23 protein-coding genes are annotated in these 25,328 nt (G+C 44.2%); 13 read left to right on the forward strand and 10 right to left on the reverse strand.

Annotation, left to right across the window (positions count from 1 at the left end; genetic code table 11):
* Window positions 1-252: 252 nt before the first annotated feature.
* The 3 genes from lysA (at window position 253) to DN068_RS05330 (ending at window position 3,954) form a co-directional block, all read left to right on the forward strand.
* Complete coding sequence (gene lysA, locus DN068_RS05320) at window positions 253-1,467, forward strand: diaminopimelate decarboxylase (RefSeq protein ID WP_110997861.1); 1,215 nt, start codon at window positions 253-255, stop codon at window positions 1,465-1,467.
* A 120-nt stretch (window positions 1,468-1,587) separates the two neighbouring features.
* Entirely contained in the window at window positions 1,588-2,169 is a 582-nt protein-coding gene (locus DN068_RS05325; protein ID WP_110997862.1) for an LOG family protein, read from the forward strand.
* 285 nt (window positions 2,170-2,454) lie between these two features.
* Window positions 2,455-3,954 carry a nucleoside recognition domain-containing protein gene (locus tag DN068_RS05330; RefSeq protein WP_110997863.1) on the forward strand — a complete coding sequence of 500 codons (1,500 nt, stop codon included), beginning with the start codon at window positions 2,455-2,457 and terminating at the stop codon, window positions 3,952-3,954.
* 384 nt (window positions 3,955-4,338) lie between these two features.
* Here DN068_RS05330 and DN068_RS05335 read toward each other — a convergent pair whose 3' ends face one another.
* On the reverse strand, window positions 4,339-4,833 hold the full coding sequence (locus tag DN068_RS05335) for a nuclear transport factor 2 family protein (RefSeq protein WP_110997864.1): 495 nt from the start codon (window positions 4,831-4,833) through the stop codon (window positions 4,339-4,341).
* Between the two features lie 34 nt (window positions 4,834-4,867).
* Window positions 4,868-5,575 carry a C40 family peptidase gene (locus DN068_RS05340; protein WP_110997865.1) on the reverse strand — a complete coding sequence of 236 codons (708 nt, stop codon included), beginning with the start codon at window positions 5,573-5,575 and terminating at the stop codon, window positions 4,868-4,870.
* 128 nt (window positions 5,576-5,703) lie between these two features.
* On the opposite strand from DN068_RS05340, the gene DN068_RS05345 reads away from it, so the two are divergent.
* Both DN068_RS05345 and DN068_RS05350 read left to right on the forward strand, forming a co-directional pair.
* Window positions 5,704-6,099: a hypothetical protein gene (locus DN068_RS05345; protein WP_110997866.1), complete on the forward strand. Its 396-nt coding sequence runs from the start codon at window positions 5,704-5,706 to the stop codon at window positions 6,097-6,099.
* 70 nt (window positions 6,100-6,169) lie between these two features.
* Window positions 6,170-6,760, forward strand: a complete 591-nt coding sequence (locus tag DN068_RS05350; RefSeq protein WP_110997867.1) for a Crp/Fnr family transcriptional regulator — start codon at window positions 6,170-6,172, stop codon at window positions 6,758-6,760.
* Window positions 6,761-7,072: 312 nt separating this feature from the next.
* Here the strand turns inward: DN068_RS05350 and DN068_RS05355 are convergent, their stop codons facing one another.
* Window positions 7,073-9,940: a gliding motility-associated C-terminal domain-containing protein gene (locus DN068_RS05355; protein ID WP_110997868.1), complete on the reverse strand. Its 2,868-nt coding sequence runs from the start codon at window positions 9,938-9,940 to the stop codon at window positions 7,073-7,075.
* Between the two features lie 279 nt (window positions 9,941-10,219).
* On the opposite strand from DN068_RS05355, the gene DN068_RS05360 reads away from it, so the two are divergent.
* Window positions 10,220-10,606 carry a DUF3276 family protein gene (locus DN068_RS05360; RefSeq protein WP_110998078.1) on the forward strand — a complete coding sequence of 129 codons (387 nt, stop codon included), beginning with the start codon at window positions 10,220-10,222 and terminating at the stop codon, window positions 10,604-10,606.
* A 121-nt stretch (window positions 10,607-10,727) separates the two neighbouring features.
* Here the strand turns inward: DN068_RS05360 and DN068_RS05365 are convergent, their stop codons facing one another.
* The 4 genes from DN068_RS05365 to DN068_RS05380 form a co-directional block, all read right to left on the reverse strand.
* A complete protein-coding gene (locus DN068_RS05365; RefSeq protein WP_123985238.1) occupies window positions 10,728-11,567 on the reverse strand; it encodes a hypothetical protein in 840 nt (279 codons plus the stop codon).
* Window positions 11,551-11,967: a hypothetical protein gene (locus tag DN068_RS05370; RefSeq protein ID WP_165836288.1), complete on the reverse strand. Its 417-nt coding sequence runs from the start codon at window positions 11,965-11,967 to the stop codon at window positions 11,551-11,553. Before DN068_RS05370 ends, DN068_RS05365 begins: the two co-directional genes overlap by 17 nt.
* Window positions 11,968-12,140: 173 nt before the next feature.
* Window positions 12,141-12,419 (reverse strand): DUF3098 domain-containing protein, encoded by a 279-nt coding sequence (locus DN068_RS05375; protein ID WP_110997871.1) that lies wholly within the window; start codon window positions 12,417-12,419, stop codon window positions 12,141-12,143.
* A 25-nt stretch (window positions 12,420-12,444) separates the two neighbouring features.
* On the reverse strand, window positions 12,445-13,299 hold the full coding sequence (locus DN068_RS05380) for a cell division protein FtsX (protein ID WP_110997872.1): 855 nt from the start codon (window positions 13,297-13,299) through the stop codon (window positions 12,445-12,447).
* Between the two features lie 154 nt (window positions 13,300-13,453).
* On the opposite strand from DN068_RS05380, the gene DN068_RS05385 reads away from it, so the two are divergent.
* From DN068_RS05385 to DN068_RS05395, 3 genes are all read left to right on the forward strand, one after another.
* On the forward strand, window positions 13,454-14,587 hold the full coding sequence (locus tag DN068_RS05385; RefSeq protein ID WP_110997873.1) for an arginase family protein: 1,134 nt from the start codon (window positions 13,454-13,456) through the stop codon (window positions 14,585-14,587).
* Between the two features lie 77 nt (window positions 14,588-14,664).
* Window positions 14,665-15,849, forward strand: a complete 1,185-nt coding sequence (gene hflX, locus DN068_RS05390) for a GTPase HflX (RefSeq protein WP_110997874.1) — start codon at window positions 14,665-14,667, stop codon at window positions 15,847-15,849.
* Between the two features lie 144 nt (window positions 15,850-15,993).
* The gene (locus DN068_RS05395) at window positions 15,994-16,242 is read left to right on the forward strand and encodes a hypothetical protein (protein ID WP_110997875.1); all 249 of its coding nucleotides are present in this window, start codon (window positions 15,994-15,996) and stop codon (window positions 16,240-16,242) included.
* On the opposite strand, the gene DN068_RS05400 is transcribed toward DN068_RS05395, so the two are convergent.
* A complete protein-coding gene (locus DN068_RS05400; protein ID WP_110997876.1) occupies window positions 16,243-16,899 on the reverse strand; it encodes a DUF2461 domain-containing protein in 657 nt (218 codons plus the stop codon).
* A 149-nt stretch (window positions 16,900-17,048) separates the two neighbouring features.
* Here DN068_RS05400 and DN068_RS05405 point away from each other — a divergent pair, with 149 nt between their 5' ends.
* The 4 genes from DN068_RS05405 (at window position 17,049) to DN068_RS05420 (ending at window position 22,349) form a co-directional block, all read left to right on the forward strand.
* On the forward strand, window positions 17,049-18,218 hold the full coding sequence (locus DN068_RS05405) for a 1-deoxy-D-xylulose-5-phosphate reductoisomerase (protein ID WP_110997877.1): 1,170 nt from the start codon (window positions 17,049-17,051) through the stop codon (window positions 18,216-18,218).
* A 46-nt stretch (window positions 18,219-18,264) separates the two neighbouring features.
* Entirely contained in the window at window positions 18,265-19,620 is a 1,356-nt protein-coding gene (rseP, locus tag DN068_RS05410) for an RIP metalloprotease RseP (RefSeq protein ID WP_110998079.1), read from the forward strand.
* Window positions 19,621-19,987: 367 nt separating this feature from the next.
* Complete coding sequence (locus DN068_RS05415) at window positions 19,988-21,061, forward strand: NAD(P)/FAD-dependent oxidoreductase (RefSeq protein ID WP_110997878.1); 1,074 nt, start codon at window positions 19,988-19,990, stop codon at window positions 21,059-21,061.
* A gap of 46 nt (window positions 21,062-21,107) precedes the next feature.
* Window positions 21,108-22,349 carry a M16 family metallopeptidase gene (locus DN068_RS05420; protein WP_110997879.1) on the forward strand — a complete coding sequence of 414 codons (1,242 nt, stop codon included), beginning with the start codon at window positions 21,108-21,110 and terminating at the stop codon, window positions 22,347-22,349.
* 304 nt (window positions 22,350-22,653) lie between these two features.
* On the opposite strand, the gene pdxA is transcribed toward DN068_RS05420, so the two are convergent.
* Window positions 22,654-23,715: a 4-hydroxythreonine-4-phosphate dehydrogenase PdxA gene (pdxA, locus tag DN068_RS05425; protein ID WP_110997880.1), complete on the reverse strand. Its 1,062-nt coding sequence runs from the start codon at window positions 23,713-23,715 to the stop codon at window positions 22,654-22,656.
* 43 nt (window positions 23,716-23,758) lie between these two features.
* Window positions 23,759-25,195, reverse strand: a complete 1,437-nt coding sequence (locus DN068_RS05430; RefSeq protein ID WP_110997881.1) for a leucyl aminopeptidase family protein — start codon at window positions 25,193-25,195, stop codon at window positions 23,759-23,761.
* Window positions 25,196-25,328: the final 133 nt, after the last annotated feature.

A 25,328-nucleotide genomic window follows, 5' to 3' on the forward strand; every position in this document is an offset into this window, starting at 1 on the left:
ATTTTTTGGGGGGACGTCAACTTACACTAACAGATAGGTCTACCTTATTTATCCTTAAGGCTAAATAGTAACAATGTCGATGAAAAGTGCGACGCAACTCAGGCTTAATCGGAGTATTTGACGCCGGCAACCAAAAGATTACCGTATGCTTGGCAGCCTTTTTTAAATTGAAAACATAATATATGTTTTCTTTCGGCAAAGAGTTCGTCTGGATTTCAGGAATTGATTCATTAAGCATAATTTCGCGCCATTATGTATGAGCCAGTTACAAATCAGCAGCTACTTGATGTAGCCAATGAGTTCGGTACACCGGTATATGTGTACCATGCCGAGAAAATTGCACAGCAATATCACAAGTTGAAGGATGCTTTCAAGGGACATCCTACGAAGTTTTTCTATGCCTGTAAGGCACTTACCAACATCAATGTTCTGAAGTACATGCACCAATTGGGTGCGTCATTGGACTGTGTAAGTATCAACGAAGTGAAGCTGGGGCTGAAGGCTGGTTTTGAACCGAAGCAGATTTTATTTACGCCAAACTGCGTTGATTTCAGCGAAATCGTTGAAGCGGTAGATCTGGGCGTAAACATCAATATCGATAATATTTCTATCCTCGAACAATTCGGGAATCGCTACGGAAGCGGTTATCCGGTTTGTATCCGTATCAATCCGCATATTGAGGCAGGTGGTAACTATAAAATTTCTACCGGTCATATCGATAGCAAATTTGGTATTTCCATCCACCAGATGCGCCATATTGAACGTGTGGTAAAAACAACCCATCTGCATGTACAGGGGCTGCATATGCATACCGGTAGCGAGATTAAGGATGTGAATGTATTCTTGCAGGCGCTGGATGTACTGTTTGAAGTAGCGCGCCATTTCAAAGAACTGGAATTCCTGGATCTGGGCAGTGGCTTTAAAGTGCCATACAAAGAAGGTGATCCGGAAACAGATGTAGTGACTTTGGGCGCTAAACTGACCGAAGCAGTTAAAGAATTTGAAGCAGAATATAACCGCAGCCTGGAAATCTGGTTTGAGCCAGGTAAATATCTGGTAAGCGAATCGGGTTCATTCCTCGTGAAAGCCAATGTAATCAAACAAACGACTGCAACGGTTTTCGTAGGTGTAAACTCCGGTTTCAACCACCTGATTCGTCCGATGTTTTATGACGCTTATCACCGTATTACCAATATCTCCAACCCTACTGGTGCAGAGCGTATCTATACCGTAGTTGGTAATATCTGCGAAACCGATACGTTTGCCTGGGACCGCGTGTTGAACGAAGTGCGTGAAGGTGATCTGTTGTTGTTCCACAATGCAGGCGCTTATGGTTTTGAGATGAGCAGCAATTTTAATTCTCGTCTGAAACCTGCCGAAGTGATGATCAAAGATGGTAAAGCCTTCCTGATCCGTGAGCGCGATGAATTTAAGGATCTGCTCCGCAATCAGATAGAAGTATTGTAAGCAAACGCTTATCGCAACATACACATTACCGCAATTGGCCGCTGGAAATAAAATAATAACAGCGATGCCGGTTGCGGTAATTTCTTTTTTGACTAATCTTGTTTCGAAAATCTGATCATTATGAAAAGTGTTGCCATTTTTTGTGGTTCCAGCGAAGGAAACCATCCTGAATATAAAGAACAAGCCTATTTATTGGGCAAAGTGCTTGCCGGACGAGGAATGCGCGTTATTTATGGCGGCGCCAGAATAGGTTTGATGGGTGCGGTGGCCGATGGCGCATTGGATCATGGCGGTGAAGTGATTGGTGTGATTCCGGAATTTCTGCAAACAAAAGAAGTCGCACACGAAGGTCTTACCGATTTGATTGTTGTGGACACTATGCATGAGCGTAAACTGAAAATGCATGAGCTGAGTGACGCGATAATCACGTTGCCCGGTGGTTTCGGTACGATGGAAGAACTGTTTGAAATGCTTACCTGGGCACAATTAGGTTTGCACGGCAAACCAATTGGTGTACTTAATACCCGAGGTTTTTATACTGATCTTTTTGAGCTGGCTGACCGAATGGTCAATAGTGGCTTTCTCAAAGCCAATCATCGCGATATGCTCCTCAACTGTGATAATATTGATGAGCTCATTACTGAGATGAAAGCCTACGAAGCACCGGAGCTGCCGAAATGGATCTCGAAGCAGACAACTTGATTAATTCAAAAGTCAAAATTCAAAACTACTCGCATTTACGCCAGGCTCAGGTTTGTCAGGCTGAGCGGAGTCGAAGCCTTTAATTAAATGGTTAAGTCAGTCCATTCGTGAATACGCAACGACTGATTTAACCTTTTGTCGTTTTAACTAATTAACCTGCTGAGCGCTGTCAGGCTGAGCGGAGTCGAAGCCTTTAATTAAATGGTTAAGCCAGTTCATTTGTGAATACGCAGCGACTGATTTAACGTTTTAACTAATTAACCTGCCCAGCGTTATATTTGTCACATGGCGTTAAGCAGAATATGGGCAGCATTTATCATCATTGCAATTGCAGTGGCGAGCTTTAAATGCGTTTTCTCCGGCGACAAAAATATCTATAGCCGCATGGTAACCGGTAAAGCAGACGATGCTTACGATACCGTTTACTATCAAATGATCGGCGCGCCGGATAGGGCTGTAGCAGCTTCGCCGGAAGCGTTTGTTCATAATCTGCAGAGTTATGCTTTTATGCCGGCAGATAGTGCACATCCTGCAAAGCTGATTCTGACCGCTAATCTCAATACGGATACTGTCGTTAAACTAAAAGCCATTCATCCCGAATGGCAGTATTATACTTTCCAGTCGGTACAAAGCAAACTTCATAAAAATGCAGATGGGGTTATTGAAACCTGCAAAAGCGGAGTCAATATCAGTCTTGGCTTGATTGGTATTATGGCTTTGTTTATGGGTTTTATGAGCATTGCTGAAAAAGCAGGTGGCATTCGGCTGTTGTCTAAAATTGTGGGGCCGTTTTTCTCTAAGCTATTCCCTGAATTACCGAAAGGGCATCCGGCAATGGGGCATATGGTGATGAACTTTTCTGCGAATTTGCTCGGTCTCGATAATGCAGCTACGCCGTTTGGCTTGAAAGCAATGGAATCCCTGCAGGAATTGAATCCCAACAAAGACACCGCGTCCAATTCGCAGATCATGTTTTTATGTCTGCATGCATCCGGACTTACATTGATTCCGGTAAGCATTATTGCGATGCGCTCCGCATTGCACGCGGCTAATCCCACTGATATTTTTGTGCCTTGTATGATTGCAACATTTGTAGCCACCCTTGCGGCTATGTCTATTGTTGCGTTCAAGCAAAGGATTAACTTGTTTCAGCCAGTGGTTTTGGCCTGGATCGGCGGCTTGTCGGCTGTGATTGCTGCAATGGTCGTTTATCTTACTAAGCTGAATGTGGCGGGGATGCAATCGTTTTCTTCATTGCTGAGTAATGGTCTGATCCTTTTTATTTTTCTGGTCATTGTTTTGGGCGGACTTTATAAAAAGATCAACATTTTCGATGCATTTGTAGAAGGGGCTAAAGGTGGTTTTGAGACTTCAGTGCGCATTATTCCTTATCTGGTGGGTATTCTTGTTGCTATCAGTATGCTGCGCACCAGCGGCACTTTTGATGCCGTGATCAATGGAATGAAATCTATTTTCATTGCCTTGCATACAGATACCCGTTTTGTAGACGGATTACCAACGGCGCTGATAAAACCATTAAGCGGCAGTGCAGCCCGCGGTATGATGGTAGATACAATGAAGAACTTTGGGCCCGATTCTTTTGCTGGTAGACTGGCCTGCATTTTGCAAGGTTCGTCAGATACTACTTTTTATGTACTGGCTGTTTATTTCGGCGCTGTTTCGGTAAGAAATACCCGCTATGCCGCTGCCGCTATGTTGCTTGCAGATCTGGTGGGCATCATCACGGCAATTATTCTGGCTTATCTTTTCTTCGGAAATATTTAGCGATATCGCTGACATCTGATTTCCTGATGCCTGATTCTTTAGCGTTGTCGAAGCATTGCATATATGGGTCCTTCGATTGCGCTCAGGGTGGCGCTCTTATTTTCTACCCAAGGTGGCAGGAGTATTCATAATTCTTAGATAATAACGCATCATCATCTACAAATGTTCGAGCGTTAGCGAATCGCTCTTGTGTTTAAAATTCTTGCCAGTCTTGTGACGCGCACTGTTTTTTTGACGGCAGTCAGGAGACTGCTAATATTATAGACACGAGTCGCCCTTCGGAAGACTCGCGCAAGGTATGACTGGATTCCTGTTTGGTAGGGACCGGGGGAAACAAGAAGGGCTGCCATTTGGCAGCCCTTCTTGTTATTCGTTTGTGTTAGCTTATTTGTGTGTGGTATCTGCAACCGGTGCCTCTGTAGCAGGAGCGGCAGTTGCTGTAGTGTCAGTTGTTGGAGCCGCTTCAGGAGTTGCGTTTGCGTTGTTTTCGCCTTCGCCGCCTGCGTTGTCATTTTTGCTCCATTGTACCAGCCATTTGCCGTTTTGTTTTACCAGATTCAGATTACGTGTAGTAGTATCTTCTGAAGTAGTGTAAGAAACAGTTGCTTTATCGCCGTTTACTTCTTCTTTACCTACATTGATCTTTACTTTCTTAGCGTTTTCTTTAGCTGAGTCAGGCATCATAGCAGTCAGTTGACTCATCATATCCAGCATTTTCTTTGTTTCGTCGGTAGAAACAGATTTTGCAGTTTCATAATCCATGTGGTTCAGACCATTCAGGAATTTTTCAGCAGAAGCTTTAGGTGAATTGCTGCTACAGCTGATCATAGTTACTGCGAGTGCGAAAACCGCTACGATAGATAAGAAGACTTTTTTCATAAGATTTTTTTTAGTTCAACGTTGCGCAAAAATATCATTTATATCTTACTTGCCAAATGGTTTTTGCGTGTTCAGACAGAAACAGATCATCGATGCCGACGAAGTGATAACCCACTACCGACGTTGTTTTGATATAGTCAGGATCAGCCGTGGCGCGGGTAATTGCTTTGTAGATAAATTCTGCACAATAGAGTTTATCCTCCGTTTTCAGATCAAAATCCATATCGAATAACGGACGGCGTTTATAAAATTCTGAAACGATTTTTTGAAGATTGATTACAGCGCTGTCTGAAAAATTGAAACGCGCAATGCCAAATCCGAGGTTGTGATACGGGGCGATAAACATATTTGCTGAATCGCGACGCATACGTTCATCCGGGTTGTCTTCACCGCCAATACTGTGATACACAAAAGGGTAACCGTTTTCTATAATCACTAATCCGCAGTGTGAATAGGTTTTGTCTTTTTGATTGATCTGAGAAAGCATATAGCTGGTCACATCGTTTCCGGTACGCATCACGATATCTCCGGTGTGCAGCATTTTCACGGCAGAGTCGGCTAATTGCCTGTTTTCTGATTTGTCAGCACGTGCCTGGTCATGATTAATGTGTTGGATCGCAGCGCTTTGTGTGTTGTCTCCAGCTTTTTGGCATCCTGTAATAAATGCCATTGAAACTAAAAACGTAAAGAGGGCAAATACTATATCCAGTTTACTATCTTTATCCTTGCTAATTGATTCCATCGCAGCGAAGTTAGGTATTTGACTGGGTTTGGGAAGATCGGCTACCCAACAAAAGACAGTCGGAACGCTGTCTATAGGAGAACAGAATCATTATCACAGAAAAAATTAACTTTAAAAAAACAAATACAATGAAACGTTTACTATTAGCATGTTGCCTGGTTGCTGCTTCAGGAACAGTGGTAATGGCACAAAACAAAGCCGCTGTCACTAGTCAGGATCAAAAGGTAGATCCTAAATTGATGTTCGCTTCTAAAGTGAATGAACTGGAAGCAAACATTGCTCGCAAAGATGAACAAACTGCGAAAAGTACCTACATGCAGCTGGCAGGAATGATGCAAACCCGTATCGGCGAAAAACAAAGAGCTTACGATGCTTCAAATTCTGATGCAGAACGTAAAGAAATTGCCAAGCAGAGAAAACAACAGGAACAACTCTATATCGATACCAAAAATCTGTACCCTACTATCGGAACAAGCGGTACGGAAATGGTGAAAAAAATGAGAGAATTCCTCAACGTTTACTAGTAGTAATTTTACATTATACCGGGCTGTAGAAGTAGTACGCTGCTTTTACAGCCTTTTTATTTCCGAAGTAATGACTGATGCTTATGAAATGCTGTTCAGGCATATTACTGAACACGTGCCACTCTCTGATGGGGATAAAGAACTGATCAGCTCTTGTTATAAGCTGGTGCATTACCGTAAGCGCCAGTATGTGCTCAAAGAAGGCGATATTGTACGTAATTCCAATTTCGTGGTGAATGGTTGTCTGCGTTCTTATTACCGTGACGAAAATGGCTTCGCACACGTGCTGATGTTTGCTGTTGAAAACTGGTGGATCAGTGACCTTGACAGTTATGTATACCAGACGCCTTCGCAGTTGTTTATTGATGCGCTGGAGGATACAGATGTGTTGCAGGTTAGCCGCGAAGATCAGGAAATGTTGTATGATAAAATACCCGTGCTGGAACGCTACAACCGGCTGATCATGCAAAAGTCACTGGCGAACATCCAACACCGTATTCTCGGAAATCTCAGCAAGCCTGCGGCAGAACGTTATCTTTTCTTCCGCGAAAAATATGGTTTTCTGGAAGGTCGCTTGCCGCAGCATCAAATTGCTTCCTACCTCGGCGTCACGCCAGAGTTTCTCAGTAATATCCGCAAAAAATTATTTAAGAAAGCGTAAAGCTCAAAGCCTAAGGCTTATACCAATTGACTATCAAAAGAAGGCACGGTTAAATGAAACCAATCTATTTGGTAGTTGATTGTGTAAAAATGGATTTACGTCCCTCCCGGTCTAAGGAAATGGAGGCGTTAAGAAATGAAATGCCTTTGGTATTGAAGCCGGTTTGGTAACGAAGCATTCTTCGGAAGACTCGTCAGTATTACTTGCAAAAAGAAAGGCCGCCTCAGATGAGGCAGCCTCCTATTTCAAGAACTGGGACTATAGTATAATTACGGGCAGCTTTAAGCTTTCGGCCGCGCGCCTTCGGCGTTACTACCGCATCAGCGTCACATCGCCTTTGTAAGTATCTTGTCTGCCGTCAGGCCATGCCAGGCGAATAATGTAATTGTACACGCCAACATCCTGCGCTTTTCCATGGAAAGTGCCATCCCATCCGCTATTGTTGTCGTTGGTGTTAAACACTTCCTGACCCCATCTGTTGAATACCCGGAATTCAATCAGTTTTTGAAAACCCATATTCGCCGGGCGGAAAAGGTCATTTTTACCATCACCGTTTGGTGTAAAGGCAGATGGTATCGTTACCGGAATATTTGTCTGCACAGTTATTTTTACAGAATCTTGCTGACGGCACTGATTGGTGTCGATGGCGAGCAATGTATAGCTCGTGGTTACCTGTGGTGTTGCCGTCGGGTTGGCGATGTTCGGATCATTCAATCCAGCTACAGGATTCCAGAGATAATAAATGCCACCTGTTACCAGTGCATTCATCGTTACTGACTGTCCATAAAGGATAGTGGTATCAGCGCTCACTGTAATCACGGGCAATGGATGTACGGTGATTTTTTTGTTGAGTGTGTCGCTACAGCCATACTTGTCAAATATTACGGCGTGGTAAGTAATCGTTTGGGTAGGACGGGCAACAGGATCGGTACAGTTCGTGCAACTCAACCCAGTTGCGGGATACCAGTTATAGCTTACGCCGCCAGCCGCGTGCAGCTGCACCGAGTCACCACCACAAATAGCAGTATCGCGATTTGGCAGTAATGACGGGTTGCGTACGGAAACTGTCACCTTCGCTGTGTCGCGACGATAACAGAAATTGGAATCCATGATCTGCAGTTTATAAGTTGTAGTCGACGGGACATAGGCAGTGGTATTTTGCGCGGAGCTGTCGCCAACAAACAATGTCGGTGTCCAGAGGAAGGTATGTGCGCCTGATGTCGGTGCGCATTCCGTAAACGTAATATTTGGACGATCGGCAGAAACTGGATAAGAGCTTGTGTTTGCAGCAAGACTACAGCCATTGCTGCTGCTTTGATGATTGTGTAAAACAGCGCCCGTCATCACATTGGCGGTTGTTTGTATCGCGTCGTTCAACGTGGCGCTGTTGTTATGGTAGCAAATTTCTACCAGCAGGTTCATAGAATCATTCCAATCATAATTATAATCCAAAGTGACAGTGTTCTGGCCTGCTACAGAGGTAAATGAGGCAGGGCCATAAACGATAGATGCACCGGGCTCAAAGTCATTTGTGAGGGCTGCGGTGTGGGTGCATTTGAGTTTCACGGTGAAATTGTTGTAAGGGGCTGTGCTGTTTTTTGTCGTTACATTAAGACCTATCTGAGTGATCGTGCCACTTTTTAAACCGGCGGCCCTCAATTGCGCCGCTGTAAAAAGCATTTGCGTGCGGCTATCGCTCACAGCGCCATAGAGCGGGGTATTGGTCGTTGTGCCGGTAGCGGCACTGTTACCCACAGTGACAGGCGGGGCCGGATTTGTGCACGGCGTATTATTCGCACCACAGTTTATTGCCGGCGGCGGACCTGCGATAGAGATAGTGCTGTTAAGTCCGGCATAGCCTGGATAACAGAGGAGTTCCGGAGCGGCCTGCGCATCAATATAACCCTGGTCTGAGACTGTCCAGTTAAAAGTCCCGGCTACAGAAGCATCACAAGTATCGGAGATTGGGTTGCCGTCTGTGCCCCAGATTACAGAAATGCTGTAGGTACCGGCGACAGGGATGGACTTGTCAAATTCTATATCGATGGTGTCTGTAAGATCTATTGTGCTGCCGCAGATGAATGGAACTGTTTTACAGCCTATAGGCATTGCGCTTGATACATGAACAAAACTTGGCCCGGTGATCTGAAAGTCGCTACCATCTGCCGCTACGGTGCTGCATTTAACCGGACGATTCAATACAATCCTTGCTTTTTTACACGCAGGTGTGTCCATTTTAATGATCTGAATCGGTGATGGTGGCGGCGCTAATGTGAAATTGATCGCATCTGTACTCGCCTGAAAATTGCCGCAGTTATCGGAAAGTGTATTGCCGTCGGTGCCTGTTTGTGCGTGCAATGTATAAGTGCCAGCTGGCAATGCCGAGGTCATATGTAGGTTCAGCACATTGGAAAATGCACCACCTGCAACGCAGTTTTGACTGGTCGCTTCTAATACCGGATAATTGACACCGGCGGATGAAGTAACCGTAAAATCGGAGCCGTTAGCAGCGATGGAACCACATTTAACCGGTTCTTTCATTGTGACAATCAGATTGTCGCCCGAATATCCGCAGCGTGTTCTTACATCAGAAAATACCGGCGGCACCGTGTCTGTAATGGATGTCGTGGATGCAGAAAAGTCAAGAGTATAACCAACATTGCTTTGAGAATAGTTGTCGATCACGATCACATAGCTTTCGCCTGCAACCGCATTAATGGCCGAACTAAAACCGGGGCCGCCTGCACCTAGCGATGGCTGTGTTGCCGTGGTAGAAAGTCCGGTAAGGATACCGCTGCCCGTACCGGCGTAATTACAGCGCACCGGCAGATTATTGTGAACGATATCGCAAACGCTTTGGCCGCAACCGTTTGGCGTTACATTCCAGACCGCAAAATCGTAGTCGGTCTGCGATGCTGGTGTGAGCGTAAAAACCAGCGTGCCCGACTGTACAATGTTGATAATGTACCAGGTAGTTAAGTGTTCATTGCCCAAAAGGCAATCCTGGTTGGTTGCAGTAATATCCTGTACGTTTCCAGAGCCGGGCGATGCCACATTCTGAACATATATCGGCTGGCATATAGGTATGGCGCCGATGCAATCCTGGGTTACAGCCTGTGCAAAACCTTGACACGTGAGCATGACAAGTCCTGCAAGAAATAGTAAGGGTTTCAAGTTCATAGATGTTGCTTTGTACCCTTTATAGACGACTGACTAACAAAAAATGGTTGGCAAATATTTGGGGTAATGTTATTCGTAATGTGGCCAAATCGGCCTGTAACCATTGCCCGGATTGAGGTTGGCAGGGCTGAAAATGCCAAAAAAAGACATAAAAACAAGGGCTTTTAGTATAATAAAATTCTTTCAGAAATGAAGACACTTTATGCTAAATTAATTTGGATACTTCGCTTTCTTAATTAATTTTGCCACCTCAAATTGTTCACATTAAACAACAGAACTGTGGCGTACGACAACAAAAATTTTGGCGACAACCGCAATAATGAAAGCTTGTTCAGCAAGCGCATAAAAGCAGGTAAAAGAAGAACTTATTTCTTTGATGTTCGCTCAACACGTGGAAATGACTATTTCATCACTATTACCGAAAGCAAAAAACGCTTTGATGACAATGGTTACGACAGACACAAAATGTTTCTGTACAAAGAAGATTTCAACAAGTTTTTGAACGCGTTGACTGAAACTGTAAACTACGTGAAAACTGAGTTGATGCCAGATTTCGATTTCGATGCTTACAATCACGATCAGGACGCAGAAGGCGAAGAAACAACAATGTCTACAAGTTCTGTATCTGAAGCTGAAGACGGCGGTGTAGACGACTGGAAAATGTAATTCCTAATTAAGAATATTAAAAGAGTCCCCCACATACGGTGCGGGACTTTTTTGTTTTCCGGGAGTGTGGCGCTAAAAGGACTAACGTTCAATGCTGCTCGTGTTATTTTATCAAGCAGTTTTAAGTGGCAGGCCTTAAGTGTTGGGCTTTCAGCCAATATTGAGCCGTGATAAACGGCAGTGCAATTATGAGTAATTCCAAAAAGAACACGTCGGCAAAAAGATAAATGCTGAGGAAAATAAATACGGCACTGAAGATCAGCAGACGATCATATTTCTTCGTAAAAAAACCCAGCAAGAACGTGCCTTCCGCAATAAACACCAGTTTATCTCCGATGTTTACTAATGCAGGATGTTGTATGAACCAGACATAAATACCGCTCATAAATGTTTGCGGATAATGATATAGGTATTCTGCCAGATTCAGCTTCATACAATCCAGCCCATGATTCCAATCCCAGATGGCGCCATGTGCAATTTTCCAGATAAAGCAGGTGGCATAGATAAAGCAGGCATAGTAGCGCATAGTACGCCACCAGAGCGAGAAATTATCGTCAGTGCCGGCGGCGAATGCAAATAAGATTACCGCAAAACCTGCCTGATAATTACTGCCGTGGCAGAGATAGATATTGAAAGTAATGGCGTAAACGAGATACAGAACTGCATAACTCAGCGTACAGATCCGTTTCGTTGGAAATCTGAAAGACAAAATACCTGTCAGAAAAAGCAAAATGGAAAAGACAATTCCTGCCGTTTTGTTTCCCGTGATCAGATCTGGAATGCCCGCTAGTTTTAACGTCCAGAAAGAAAAATCGTAGTCAAGTTTGAAGATGGCAGGTGCTGCCAATTGATGCGGCATAATGCCCGAATACAACCGCCATAATAAAAATACCAGTGAGCTCAGCACCACAGTTCGGGTGATGATCACTCTGACTCCGCTAAAATCATTTTCCATGCTCATATGCTGCCAGCTGTTTTTTGTAAACAAGAACAGGGCGGCCGTCCGCACCATATTGCAATGTCAAATCATAAATCCGCAATGAGTTTATCTGTTTTCCCGATTGCTGTGATAAATAAACTTTCAGCCATTCCGGATAATGATTGATTTCTGCCCGCGTTGGATTGATGCGATAAATAAGCCGGGTAAAATCGCTGCCCGCAAGTGAAAACAGCTTTTTAAACGAATGGTAATCCTGAAGATGATAATTGCTGTCTGTGAGCGCCACATAATGTCGAAGCGAATAATCGGCCATCATGCGTTTATAATCGTTGAATGTATGTGGGTCGATGTGCAATTGGCTATCGCAGTACACTTCAGTGATATGATACTGCTGCCGCGGCTGGAGCGGAATGGAATACATCGCCCAAATATAAAAGGGGGTGGTTTGCCACCCCCATATTGATGTTGCGAAATTGATGCTCAGATAAATGATGATCGCTGAAAAAAGCAATTTGTTCTTTTGCCTTAGTTCTGCCAAAAAGTTTTTACGACCATTCATCCGAATGAAATTAAGGAAAAACCTTAGTCAATCAACTACTGTGCGTTTTCCTCTTTTGGTTTTTTCATGATCGCGTATGCTTCGATACCAAAGCCCAGCAGAATCATGATTGGCGCCAGTGTAATACGGCGGAAGCTGTAGATTTCATCATAATTGAACTGATGCGGATCAGGACTTTTACCGCCGCTCATCAGGATGAAGCCCAGCAGAATCAACGCCAGACCGCCCAGCATCCACATATAATTGCCTTTGTCAAACAGGAAAGTCTGGTTGCCCAACGGTTGTTTTTTAGTATTTGGTTTTTGAGTTGCCATACAACAATATTACTGTGTTTTTATTTTAATAAAGGTCTTCCACCTGTACTTTCAGATATTTTACTACAGAACGGTGCGTACTTACCAGCGAAATCATAATGCCCATCAGCACCATGCCGATCATCAGTAAAGCTAGTAATACCGGTTCATGCAGTAATTTCAATTCTGGCAGTCTCGATTCCGCAAATGCGATGACAAACCACAGGCCAGCCACTGCAATAATACCACTGAGCAGCCCATTGATGATAGCGCGGGTATCGAACGGCTTAGAAATAAACCAGCGTGTAGCGCCTACCATTTGCATGGTTTTAATCAGGAAACGATTGCTGAACATTGCCAGACGAACGGTATTGTCAATCAGAATTACGACTACGACAAACAGCAGCAGCGAGATCGCGCCAAGAATCAGGCTGATCTTTCTGAAATTATCATTCATCTGCGTTACCACCACTTTTGGATAAGTGACATCATGCACCACATTACTCTGCATGATGAATTGTTTGATTTTTTCTAAGCTGTCTTTATTGACATATTCAGAGTGAAGATTGAGCGTAAGTGAAGTAAACAACGGGTTTGCACCGGTCAGTTCATCCACATTTTCGCCTTCCAGATCATTCATCATTTTCAACGCTTCTTCTTTCGTCACAATCTTCGATTGGCGCACAAATGGCTGTGCATCGAGGATTGATTTCATCTTCGTCACGTTTTCATCGCGGGTATTATCATGAAAATCTACCTGCACTTCAATATCTTCTTTGAAAGCACGGGTAAGTCCACGACCGTTAATAACCAGCCATCCTAACGTGCCGAGTAAGAATAATACAAGCGACACGCCTATAATGGCGTTAGCATAAGATGTTTTTGATTTTCCTACAGACATGAATATTGCTTAGCGCCCAAAAATAAAAAAATTAATAAGCCTTGCAGGTTAATTGCTGTTAAAAGTTCACAGAAAATTTTTTGCTGTTCTAAAAACAGATGTTTGAACCAATCGAAAGGAGCCTTACATTTATGAGTTATCGTTTTGGAGATATATGCAAGACTTAAGACCTTTTTTCGCAGAAAGACATTTTATAGAAAATAAACCGGAAGGTTTTTACGAACCGCTGCAATGGGGTGCGAATATAAAATGCGCTACGCAGGACAGTTTTGATTGCGAAGAAGCAGACATTGTGATACTCGGTTGCGGCGAATGGCGCGGCGAGCAGCAGAATGCTTCTTATAGCAATGGGCCGGATGTGATCAGAGAACAGTTTTATGCTTTGTACGATTGGCATCCGTCGATCAAGATTGCCGATCTGGGCAATATCCGTCAGGGCGTTTCTGCAGATGATACACGTGCGGCACTGCGTATGGTTCTGCATGAGCTGCAGGAAGCAGGAAAAATTGTGTATCTGCTGGGTGGTTCGCACGATCTTACCTTGCAGCAGTACGATGCCTTTAGATTGAGCAACCAGCAAATTACCGCGTCAATAGCAGATATGCTGATTGATCTCGACGAATCAGAAGAGGTCACGTCCCGTAGCTTCCTTATGGATATGCTGACCTCCCAGCCGAATTATGTGCGTCATTACAGCCATATCGGTTTTCAGAGTTATAATGTACACCCACGCATGCTGGAGACGCTGGATAAGCTTCGTTTCGATTTTTATCGGCTTGGCCGGGTACGTGAAAATATAGATGTGGTGGAGCCGGCATTGCGCAGCAGCCATTTGTTTAGCTTCGACATCAATGCAGTTCGCTTCAGTGATGCGCCAGTCAATCGTTTTGGCTCGCCAAATGGCTTTACCGGTGAAGAAGCCTGCGTGTTGACCCGTTTTGCGGGCATGAGCAGTCTGCTGACTTCATTTGGCGTTTATGGTTATGATCCGCTTCGCGATATGCACCAGATGACGGCCAAGCTGATTGCACAGATGTTCTGGTACTTTATCGACGGTGTCACGCTCCGCCGCACAGAAGCCTCTATTGAGGATCGCGGCGAGTTTGTGGAATTTCATGTGAGCTTTACCAGCAATGACACTACATTCCTGAAAAGCAAACGCACCGGCAGATGGTGGATGCAACTGCCGAACCATCGTTTTGTGCCTTGTGCTTATACGGATTATCTCACCGCCTGCAATGACGAAATACCAGAACGATGGCTGCGCGAGCAGGAGCGAATGGTGTAATTTGTTATGTTTTATAATGTAATTTTGCGCGAACCATCTCTTTTAGAGGTGGTTTTTTACTAAACGGAAGAACAACCTTGATAGAAAAAAACAACATTCAGCAGGAAGAACGTGCAGTATTGGTCGGTCTGGTTCATAAAACCCAGACGGAAACACAGCTGAAAGAATATTTGGACGAACTGGCATTTCTTGCAGAAACAGCCGGTGCGACAGCCGAAAAAAGCTTTATTCAGAAATTGCCACGTCCCGACAGCCGCACTTTTGTGGGTAAAGGGAAGCTGGAAGAAATACGCGAATACGTCAAAGCCAAAGGCATTAACCTGGTCATTTTTGATGATGAGCTGACCGGTTCGCAGATTATTAATATCGAAAAAGCGATCAACACCAAAACCATTGATCGAAGCGATCTTATCCTTGACATCTTCGCCCGCCGCGCTAAAACGGCACAGGCAAAGGTTCAGGTGGAGCTGGCGCAATATCAGTACCTGTTGCCGCGTCTGAAAGGGATGTGGCAGCACCTGGAGCGTCAGGGTGGTGGTATCGGTTCGCGCGGTCCGGGTGAAACCGAAATTGAGACGGACCGTCGTATCGTAAAAGATAAAATTGCCCTTCTGCGCAAGCGTTTGGCAGAAATCGACAAACAATCCTTTACCCAGCGTAAAGAGCGTGGCACTTATGTGCGCGTGGCGCTGGTGGGCTATACCAACGTGGGCAAAAGCACGCTGATGAATCTTCTGAGCAAATCGGAAGTATTCGCAGAAAACAAACTTTTTGCGACGCTGGATACCACGACGCGTAAGATTGTATATGAGCAAACGCCCTTCCTGCTCAGCGATACGGTAGGATTTATCCGCAAACTGCCGCACCATCTGGTAGAAAGCTTTAAAAGTACGCTGGATGAGGTTCGTGAGGCCGATTGCCTCTTGCACGTGGTAGATATCTCGCATCCGGCTTACGAAGATCAGATGGGGGTCGTTAATAAGACGTTACAGGAAATTAAGGCGTTTGACAAGCCAGTGCTCACTATTTTCAATAAAATGGACCTCTATGAGGAGCGTGTTTTCGATCCTTGGCTGGATGAAGAAGTGAAGCAGGATTTGCTGAATCAGCTGCAAAAACGCTGGGAAACAGAGACAAATGGTACCTGCGTATTCGTTTCAGCGACAGAAAGACGCAATATCGAAGCGCTCAGAGAGACAATTCTAAAAAAAGTTAAGAGTCTTTACGAAGAACGTTACCCATACCTGACTAACTTTTATTAGTGGAAAAGTTTTATTTAAATATTAAGTTTTAAAAAATTGTTTTTGATACTTTTGATATAGAATTATTTGCTATTGCTTCTGGGGAAAATTTAACTTAACTTTTCAAAAAGAAACTTTTTTTGGTTTAACGTAAAATAATCTACCATGAAGCACCATTCACGCGAATTGCTAGTCACCACAAAAGTTGCTCAAAACTGGCAAGATGATTTCGACCAACAGGTCGATGGGCTGATGTCTTTAATCAGCAAGGTGGATAACGATGTAAACGTGCAGAACGCCGCAGAACTCATGGATGTGTATCACAACACTACCACTGAGCGTCCTAAAAAAGCAGGCAAGAAAAAAGCCGCCCAAAATGACCGGCCCTTTGAATTTGTCGTGTTCCGGAACTAACTAATCGAGAGATCTATTTAAAAAATCAATAAACGGTTTTAATACAGCAAAAACATTTACACTTTTCTTATCAAAGTCTTTTCCGGTAACATCAGCATCCGCAAGTGGATGGCTCACCGTAAAACTTTTCATCTTCAGGTAGTTGATTGCAGGATTATCGGCCGAGTAGCCTTGTGGTAAGGTTTTCAGTTGTTCGCCAGTCACCTCCCTGAAGATTTTTTTAAACTGCTTACTTGCTACGATTCCAGTAAATTCCTCAAAATTGTAGTCAATCTCCTGCCTTACCGCTTTCAGCAGGCTATTTTCAGGCATCCACAATCCACCTCCAATAAAGCTTTTGCCGCCTGGCTCAATATGCAGATAATAACCTGCACCCGGATATTTGCGCCCGCCGCGACTGAAAAATGCGCCAAAATGGGCTTTGTACGGTGTTTTATCTTTGGAAAAACGCACATCCCGGAATATCCAGAAAATAGAGTCTTTGGCTTTCTGACCTTCCAGCATCGGTTCCAGTGAAGTCATCTGTTTCAGAAGACTATCGATAAGTGTTTCATGATCAGCTTTCGCCGCTTCATATTTGGTGCGGTTTTCGTCAAACCACGGCTTGTTATTGTTGGCAGCCAGATTTTTAAGAAAACTAAGCGTAGTATTTTGCATTGCCGGTTTGTTAAGTTTTTTACAAAATCAACTTTCTGAAACGAATATAAGTGATCCGGCAAAGACGCATTGCGTCAATGGTGGGCTTATTTTAATATCTTTGAGCGCCGCGGAATGGTTTGCGGTAGGATTACCATTAAATATTTTTCATGAAGCGTTTGGCCATATTGGGATCTACGGGTTCTATCGGAACTCAGGCACTGGAGGTAGTAGCTGCGCATCCGGATTTATTTGAAGTGGAAGTGCTTTCTGCCCATAGCAACGATACATTGCTGGTAGAGCAGGCGATAAAGTTTAAACCGAATGCCGTTGTCGTTACTGACGAATCAAAATACGAAGCTGTAAAAGCAGCTTTACATGCATACCCGGTGAAGGTTTTTGCCGGACTCAAATCACTGAACGAAGTTGTACAGTGGGATACTGTTGACGTGGTACTTGGCGCTATTGTCGGTTTTGCAGGTTTACATTCAATTCTTGCAGCCGTAGACGCTGGCAAATACGTAGCATTGGCCAATAAAGAAACATTGGTTGTTGCGGGCGAGCTCGTTATGAAACGTGCCGCAGAAAAAGGTTCATTGATTGTGCCGGTGGATAGCGAGCATTCTGCCATTTTTCAATGCCTGGTAGGTGAAAGTTCCCGGACAATCGAGAAAGTCATACTCACAGCATCTGGTGGTCCGTTTTTGGGTAAAAAACCAAACTTCCTGGTGAATGTAAAAGCGTCGCATGCTTTGCAGCATCCAAACTGGACGATGGGCGCTAAAATTACCATCGACAGCGCAACGCTCATGAATAAGGGCCTGGAGATGATTGAAGCTAAATGGCTGTTTGGTCTGCAAAATGAGCAGATCGAAGTTACAATCCATCCGCAGTCGATTGTGCATTCGCTCGTTCAGTTTAACGATGGTTCGCTCAAAGCACAGCTGGGTCTGCCGGATATGAAACTGCCGATCCAGTACGCGCTGGCGTTTCCGCATCGTATTCACAATGATTTTAAACGTTTCGATTTTAAAGATTTTCCAAAACTGAATTTCGAAGCGCCTGACTATAAAACATTCCGTAATCTCGCACTTGCAAAAGATGCTATGTTTAAAGGTGGTAACGCACCTTGCGTGTTGAATGCTGCCAATGAAGTTGTGGTGCATGCGTTCCTGCAAAACAAAGTAGGCTTTATGGAAATGAGTGAAATGATCGAGCAGACGTTGGAGCAGGTGAACTTTATTGAACACCCGACGCTCGAAGATTATGAAAACAGCGATAAAGAAGCCCGTATCCGGGTTCAGGAGCTGGTAAAGAAAAGCCAGTTGTCTACATACTAAAATATTTTCCGATCCTTAAGACATGCAATTAAACACCGTATTATTAATGGCAACGTGGCAGGTAAAAGGCCTGCAGTTGTTTGCCGCTTTATCCCTTCTGATTTTACTTCATGAATTCGGACATTTTTTCTTCGCAAAACTGTTTAAAACCCGCGTTGAGAAATTCTACCTGTTCTTTGACTTCCTTTTTCCATTCTCGGGTCTGCTCAACTTTTCTTTGTTCAAAAAGAAAGCGGGTGGTACAGAGTACGGTATTGGCTGGTTTCCGCTTGGCGGCTATGTAAAAATTGCCGGCATGGTAGATGAAAGCATGGATACGGAATCTATGAACAAACCACCGGAGCCTTGGGAATATCGTTCAAAACCAGCCTGGCAGCGTCTTTTCATTATGCTTGGCGGTATTATTATGAACGTGCTTACCGCAATGGTGATCTACGCGCTTATTTTCAACGTTTGGGGTGAAACATATCTTCCGACTAAAAATGTGAAATACGGTATCGTAGCAGATTCTCTGGGACAGAGTATTGGTTTGCACAACGGTGATAAGATCGTTAGCGTCGACAACGTGGAAATAGAACGTTTTAAAAGAATTTCACTGGATATCATTTTCCATTCCGGAAAAACAATTCAGGTGATGCGTGACGGCAAACAAGTAGATGTGCCTGTGCCAACCGGTACCATCCGCAAGATGCTGAAATCAGAACGTGGTTCGTTTATTGGTGTGCGTGTTCCTGCGCATGTGGATACGCTGACTACTGATTCCCGCGCTTATCAAATGGGACTGCGTCAAAATGATAGCATTATTGCGGTGAATAATAAACCGGTAATGTTCTTCGATGAATTTGATCAGGAGAAAAAAGCCAATTATGGTCAGCCAATGACAGTAACGGTCATCAGAGGCGGCCAGCCGATGAGCTTTAATACCGTAGTTCCTAAAGATAGTTCACTGGGTATTCCAATGCCGAATCCTGCGCGATACATGGAAGTGATACATAAAGACTATAACACTTTCCAGGCACTGGGCAGAGGCTTTGTATTTACCGGCGAACAGTTTGATTTCTATTGGCAGCAGTTCAAATTGCTGTTTACTTCAAAAGAGGTGAAAGTGAATGAAAGCCTTGGTGGTATCGCAAGCTTCGGTAAAGTATTCCCTTCTGAGTTTGACTGGCAGGAATTCTTAGGACTTACGGCGTTTATTTCCATTATCCTGGCGTTTATGAACTTATTGCCGATTCCGGGTCTGGACGGTGGTTACGTGATCTTCCTGCTATTTGAATTGATCACACGTAAGAAAGTAAGCGATAAAGTAATGGAACGCGCTACTACAGTAGGTTTGGTGTTGCTGCTGATTCTGATGGTATACGCCAACGGCTTGGATGTTGTTAGAGCGTTTATGAAATAAGAATTCAAGGCTTACGCTTAACGTTTAAGGCGGAACGCTGTTTGATTTTTACGAATATAGAAAAGAGGTTGTCTTGCGGCAACCTCTTTTTATTTTGATAAAAAACGCTAGGGTTTTGCGTGAAATTAGTTGCGGAGTCAGGGTGTGTGCAAACTGTCAATTGTCGACTGTCCTCTGTCGACTGAAAAATTTCAATAAATCTTGCAAAAAAATAATGGCAGATTCCTGCACGCTGTCATTGCAGTTACTCTATATTTGCCACCACTGTAATGAAAACCTTGAGCTGATTAAGGTTTATCTGCTGTTCCCCTCTACCGAAGCACAATTTTTGTTTTAACGATTGATTTATCAGACATAGTTCTAAAAAATGAGAAGAGACGGTTCACAAAGCAGCGTATGGCAGCCTTGTATCAATGATTTTGCGCCTTCGGCAAATGAATCAGGTTATGAGGTAAAAATTTCGGGTAATGGTGTTATTGCTTTAGCAACGGCGCTCAGCTTGCAACAGCAGGGGAAAAATTGTGTATTGGTTACCGACCGTGAAACACAATTGCCAGCTACAGCTTATTTAACAACGATATTACCCAACGGCTACCAAAACAAAACAAACGCAGCACTGATTGCCGATGGAATGCGTGCAGCAATCGATCTGGCAGAAGAATGGATCATTTCGTCAGAGATGGAATGCGATCTTGTATACGAACCTGGCTATTTATTTTCAGCGCAGGCCGATAACGATATTCAGACCGAGAAATTTGCGGCAGAAGAAGCCGGACTTGTAACCACTATGGTGAAAAGTATTCCGGTACCTATATCGTTTGCCAAAGCCTGCCGTTTCGAATATCAGGCGAGATTGAATCCATCTGCTTTTTGCAGCGGGCTTGCAAAAGCCTTTATGGAAGCGGGTGGCACGATTGTGGATTGCAATGTGGTAAACTACAAGGACATTCCTGCCGAAGATTCTGTTGTATTGGATACAGAACAAACAAACAGGAACAGCTATCATCTCGCATTTACGCTGGCTTCAGGTATTTATCCCTATGGAGTTGCACAATGCGGCGATAATGAATTTTATTCATTCCAACTGGCAGTGAAAGATGGCAAGGAATATGTGCTGGCTTCATTACTGGATGTGCCACAGGAAACAGATGCAGTAAGTGCTTTCGAAAAGCTGGAACAGGTTATACGTGCTAGCTTTAACATTGCGTCCCTCGATTTTCATTGGATCAATAAGTATTATTATAACGGCGATCCTCTGATCGGCACGTTTGGAATCCATAATAATGACATCCGTTATCTGCATGCGAGTGCAGGAAGTTCTGGCTTTACCACAGCTTTGCTGGCGGCCCAGGTAATTGCAGACACTGTTTTGGGCAAAGAAAATCCGTTTGCGGCATTGGTAGCGGGCAAAATAAATCATTTAACGACTTCCGAAGCTTAATTGATGCGGTTCTTGCGTACATTTAGCTTTCGTAACGAAAGATACTATGCTACAATTTGATCGATTTACGCTGGCCAACGGGCTCCGTGTTTTGGTGCATGAAGATCATACTTCACCGATGGTGGCGATGAATATACTTTATGATGTGGGCGCACGCGATGAAGATCCTCACCGTACCGGCTTTGCACATTTGTTCGAGCACCTCATGTTTGGTGGTTCTGTAAATATTCCTGAATATGATGAGCCATTGCAGATGGCGGGTGGCGAAAACAATGCGTATACAACGAATGATATTACCAACTACTATATTCAGCTTCCGGCAAAAAATGTAGAGACTGCATTCTGGCTGGAGAGCGACCGCATGTTGTCACTGGCTTTTAGTGAAAAAAGTCTGGACGTGCAGCGCAAAGTCGTTTCAGAAGAATTTAAAGAGCATTATATCAACAAGCCGTATGGCGATGCATGGGAACATTTGCGTGCGCTTGCTTACAAAAAGCATCCGTACCAATGGATGACCATCGGCAAGGATCTGAAACAGATTGAAGAGGCGCAGCTTGAAGATGTAAAAGCATTCTTCTTTCAGCATTACAGACCTGTAAATGCAATTATGTGTCTGGCCGGTCATATTACCACAGAAGAGGCCAAAACGCTGACTGAAAAATGGTTTGGGGAAATCCCTTCGGGAACGCCTTATAAGCGCGAATTGCCTGTAGAACCGGCACAAACTGAGGCGCGTACGATGACTGTAGAGGCAGATGTACCGCTGGATGGCCTGTACAAAGCATGGCATATGAGTGGCCGCCTTTCTGAGCCATACTATGCTTCAGATCTTATTACCGAAATTCTCGGCAATGGTTTTGCATCCCGTTTGTATCAGCGACTGGTAAAAGAAAAGCAACTGTTCAGCAATCTGAATTGCTATCATACGGGCAGCCTCGATCCGGGATTGCTGGTGATAGAAGGTAAAATTGTGGAAGGTAAAACGCTGGAAGAAGCAGACGCCGCCATTGAAGCAGAATTGGAGTTATTGAAAGCAGAAGGTGTTACTGCCGGCGAACTGGATAAAGCGAAAAACAAAATTGAGGCCATGATTGAATTTGAAGACATGAGTCTCCTTTCCAGAGCGAATAACATTGCTTTTTACGAATTACTGGGCGATGCAGACCGCATTAATCACGAATGGGAAAGATATCAGGCCGTAACGGCTGAAACGTTGCAACAAACAGCACGGGATATTTTCCGGAAAGAAAATAGCAACACACTTTTTTATAAGAAGAAGGCTAAGTAGTCGGTAGTGAATAGTGAGTTGTCAATTGTGAAACGCAAACTGTGAAACCTGAAACAATTTCAAATCATACAATAGAAGAGGCGACTGATGGTCGCCTCTTCTATTGTATGCCACAGGTGATAGGCCGTAATTGGTCAGACGATTCGAAGTCGTCCGATCAGTTAATGCGCGCAAGCCGTAAATTTAAAAGACCTGCCAAGTGGCAGGTCTTTTAAAAATATTTTATTAAACAAACGTAGCGCCGCCGCGAGATGATCTCTCAGGTCTTGTGACGTATTTGCTCGCCAGAACTCCCCTTCAGGGGTTAACTATTATCCCGTTCTTTTTCAATCTTGCCGCGGCGCATTGGGTTGGCCGTGTATTCTGCGTAGTTTTTTCGTTGTTTCAACAGACGGATACTTTCAAAAATCGCTTCGCGGAAAGATGATTCATCCGCCAGATTTTTTCCGGCAATATCAAATGCAGTGCCATGATCTGGTGATGTGCGGATTACCGGAAGGCCGGCCGTGTAATTTACCCCACCGCCTTGTGCCAGTGTTTTGAATGGCACTAATCCCTGATCGTGATACATTGCAAGAACGGCATCAAAATGCTGATAGCTGGCGCGCGCAAAGAATGCATCGGCGCTGAACGGGCCGAATACCAGCGTGCCTTGCTGTTGCAGCAATTCGATTGTCGGCTTGATGATTGTTTGTTCTTCGGTGCCGATTTGTCCTTCATCGCCGGCATGAGGATTTAAGCCCATTACCGCGATTTTTGGTTTATCGATACCGAAATCCTTAATCAGGCTTTCTTTCAGCAGATTTACTTTCGAAATGATCAGTTCCTTGGTTATTACCGAAGCTACTTTACTCACCGGAATATGCTCTGTAACCAGTGCTACGCGCAGATCTTGATCGTAGAGCAGCATCAGCACATCATTGGCGCCAAACTTTTCTTTGAAGAAAGGTGTGTGTCCTGTATATGGGAAGTCATTGTTGTGCGTATTGCTTTTGTGGATCGGTGCAGTCACTACCGCATCGATCTGGCCGTCTTTCAGACATTGCGCAGCTACCTGCAATGAACGGATCGCGTATTTACCACCAAGTTCAGTAAGTACACCTGGCTGCACCGCCACGTCCTCTTCCCAGCAGTTAAAAACATTGATCTGTTTCGGATTTAGTTTCGTCAGGTCTTTAGTACTGTTGAAGCTAAATGTATTTTCCGGAACGATGCGACGGTAGTAATTAATGACTTTATTGGAAGCAAAGATCACCGGTGTACAGAAATCGAGCATACGGTTGTCTGAAAATGTCTTAATGATCAATTCCAGCCCGATACCATTGAGGTCTCCGGTAGTAATACCTATAATTGCTTTTTCTTCCATTTTAAAATTGTTTGTTTTGTTGTGCTTTAAAAGCGCGTGAAAACTAGTGTTTGCCGTAGTGCATCAGGAAATCTACCAACATACGTACGCCATATGCAGTACCGCCCGAAGTAACATAATTGCGTTTGGCCGTAGCGAAAGATACGCCGGCAATGTCAAAGTGCATCCACGGATATTCGGTAAAGTGTTGCAGGAATTTACCAGCGGTAATAGCGCCACCGTAAGGGCCGCCAATATTTTTCAGGTCAGCAATTTCAGATTTGATCATATCTCCGTATTCATCCCACAATGGAAATTCTGCCAGACGTTCGTACTGGCGGTCGCCACTGTTGCGGAATGATTGTTTGGTGGCGTCATCGGCCGTACCCATACAAACGATACCGTGTTCGCCGATTGCTGCTGCAGCGGCGCCCGTAAGCGTTGCGAAATCAATGACCAGTTCTGGTTTGTAGCGTTTTGCCCAATGTAAAGCATCGGCCAGTACCAAACGGCCTTCTGCATCAGTATTCAGTACTTCTACCGTAGTGCCGCTGTACATTGTAATGATATCGCCCGGAACATAAGCATTTTCTCCCGGACGGTTTTCAGTAGCCGGCACCAGGGCAATTACATGTAAAGGCAATTGCATTTTAGCAACCGCATACATAGCAGCAGTTACCAGCGCGGCGCCGCTCATATCGCTTTTCATGCGATCCATAGAAGCCGGCGTTGGTTTTAGCGAGAGACCGCCTGTATCATACACAATACCTTTACCTACCAGTACAATCGGCGCTTTATTGATTGCTTTGCGTGGTTTGTATTCCATTACTGAAAACGTAGGAGGTAAAATGCTGCCGCGGTTTACGGACAGGATACCACCCATTTTTTCTGCCTCGATCTGTGCTTTTTGCAGGGTTGTTACTTTGAAACCCGCTTCTTTGCCCATCGCCGCAATTTCTTTGGCCAGTTGCGCAGCCGTCAGAAAATTGAGGGGTTCATTTACGAGTGTACGTGCTTTATAAATGGCTTCGGTAAGGATGTTCAGCTGGTCTGCTTCTTTTACCGTAATGGATTGTTTCGTGAAATTGATGAGGCGAAGGGTATTAGCGATTTTCTTCGCTTCGGTACGGTATTTCAGGAACTGATAATTGCTCAGTGCCATGCCTTCCGCGAAATGGTAAGCGGCATGTGCATTTTCTGAAATATTATGAATAGTGAGTTCTTCCATTTTCTGGCGGTTGCAGATGTTCTGCATTTCAGCGCCGGCTTTACGGATAGATTCACTGGTTTGGGTATCTGTTTTTTTGTCTTTGATACAATAAACAAATACGAAACGATTGTATTGATTGATGGAAATGAGCTGGTGTTCCTGCTTGAGCATGTCTGCCACAAACGTCTGTTCCTGTGCGGAAATTTCCGAAAGCTGTGCTACCTGTGTGGCGTTACCGATGATGTAAAGCAAATGCTTTTTGGACGGCTTCTGAACTATTTTAAATTCCATAGTCTAAACATGAATAGAGAACAAAGATAGCAGGAAGTTGTACGTTTTAAGTCGTAAGTTTTATGCGGTCAAACGTCAATGGTCAATGGGCAATGTCAAACGTGAAACGTGAAACGTCAAATGTCAATGGGCA

The sequence above is a fragment of the Taibaiella soli genome, from assembly GCF_003236175.1.
Classification (GTDB): domain Bacteria; phylum Bacteroidota; class Bacteroidia; order Chitinophagales; family Chitinophagaceae; genus QKTW01.

Excerpts from the sequence above, each read along its gene's own strand:
- lysA (WP_110997861.1), top strand. The coding sequence starts at position 253 with ATGTATGAGCCAGTTACAAATCAGCAGCTACTTGATGTAGCCAATGAG.
- DN068_RS05325 (WP_110997862.1), top strand. The coding sequence starts at position 1,588 with ATGAAAAGTGTTGCCATTTTTTGTGGTTCCAGCGAAGGAAACCATCCT.
- DN068_RS05330 (WP_110997863.1), top strand. The coding sequence starts at position 2,455 with ATGGCGTTAAGCAGAATATGGGCAGCATTTATCATCATTGCAATTGCA.
- DN068_RS05335 (WP_110997864.1), bottom strand. The coding sequence starts at position 4,833 with ATGAAAAAAGTCTTCTTATCTATCGTAGCGGTTTTCGCACTCGCAGTA.
- DN068_RS05340 (WP_110997865.1), bottom strand. The coding sequence starts at position 5,575 with ATGGAATCAATTAGCAAGGATAAAGATAGTAAACTGGATATAGTATTT.
- DN068_RS05345 (WP_110997866.1), top strand. The coding sequence starts at position 5,704 with ATGAAACGTTTACTATTAGCATGTTGCCTGGTTGCTGCTTCAGGAACA.
- DN068_RS05350 (WP_110997867.1), top strand. The coding sequence starts at position 6,170 with ATGACTGATGCTTATGAAATGCTGTTCAGGCATATTACTGAACACGTG.
- DN068_RS05355 (WP_110997868.1), bottom strand. The coding sequence starts at position 9,940 with ATGAACTTGAAACCCTTACTATTTCTTGCAGGACTTGTCATGCTCACG.
- DN068_RS05365 (WP_123985238.1), bottom strand. The coding sequence starts at position 11,567 with ATGAGCATGGAAAATGATTTTAGCGGAGTCAGAGTGATCATCACCCGA.
- DN068_RS05370 (WP_165836288.1), bottom strand. The coding sequence starts at position 11,967 with ATGTATTCCATTCCGCTCCAGCCGCGGCAGCAGTATCATATCACTGAA.
- DN068_RS05375 (WP_110997871.1), bottom strand. The coding sequence starts at position 12,419 with ATGGCAACTCAAAAACCAAATACTAAAAAACAACCGTTGGGCAACCAG.
- DN068_RS05380 (WP_110997872.1), bottom strand. The coding sequence starts at position 13,299 with ATGTCTGTAGGAAAATCAAAAACATCTTATGCTAACGCCATTATAGGC.
- DN068_RS05385 (WP_110997873.1), top strand. The coding sequence starts at position 13,454 with ATGCAAGACTTAAGACCTTTTTTCGCAGAAAGACATTTTATAGAAAAT.
- DN068_RS05395 (WP_110997875.1), top strand. The coding sequence starts at position 15,994 with ATGAAGCACCATTCACGCGAATTGCTAGTCACCACAAAAGTTGCTCAA.
- DN068_RS05400 (WP_110997876.1), bottom strand. The coding sequence starts at position 16,899 with ATGCAAAATACTACGCTTAGTTTTCTTAAAAATCTGGCTGCCAACAAT.
- DN068_RS05405 (WP_110997877.1), top strand. The coding sequence starts at position 17,049 with ATGAAGCGTTTGGCCATATTGGGATCTACGGGTTCTATCGGAACTCAG.
- rseP (WP_110998079.1), top strand. The coding sequence starts at position 18,265 with ATGGCAACGTGGCAGGTAAAAGGCCTGCAGTTGTTTGCCGCTTTATCC.
- DN068_RS05415 (WP_110997878.1), top strand. The coding sequence starts at position 19,988 with ATGAGAAGAGACGGTTCACAAAGCAGCGTATGGCAGCCTTGTATCAAT.
- DN068_RS05420 (WP_110997879.1), top strand. The coding sequence starts at position 21,108 with ATGCTACAATTTGATCGATTTACGCTGGCCAACGGGCTCCGTGTTTTG.
- pdxA (WP_110997880.1), bottom strand. The coding sequence starts at position 23,715 with ATGGAAGAAAAAGCAATTATAGGTATTACTACCGGAGACCTCAATGGT.
- DN068_RS05430 (WP_110997881.1), bottom strand. The coding sequence starts at position 25,195 with ATGGAATTTAAAATAGTTCAGAAGCCGTCCAAAAAGCATTTGCTTTAC.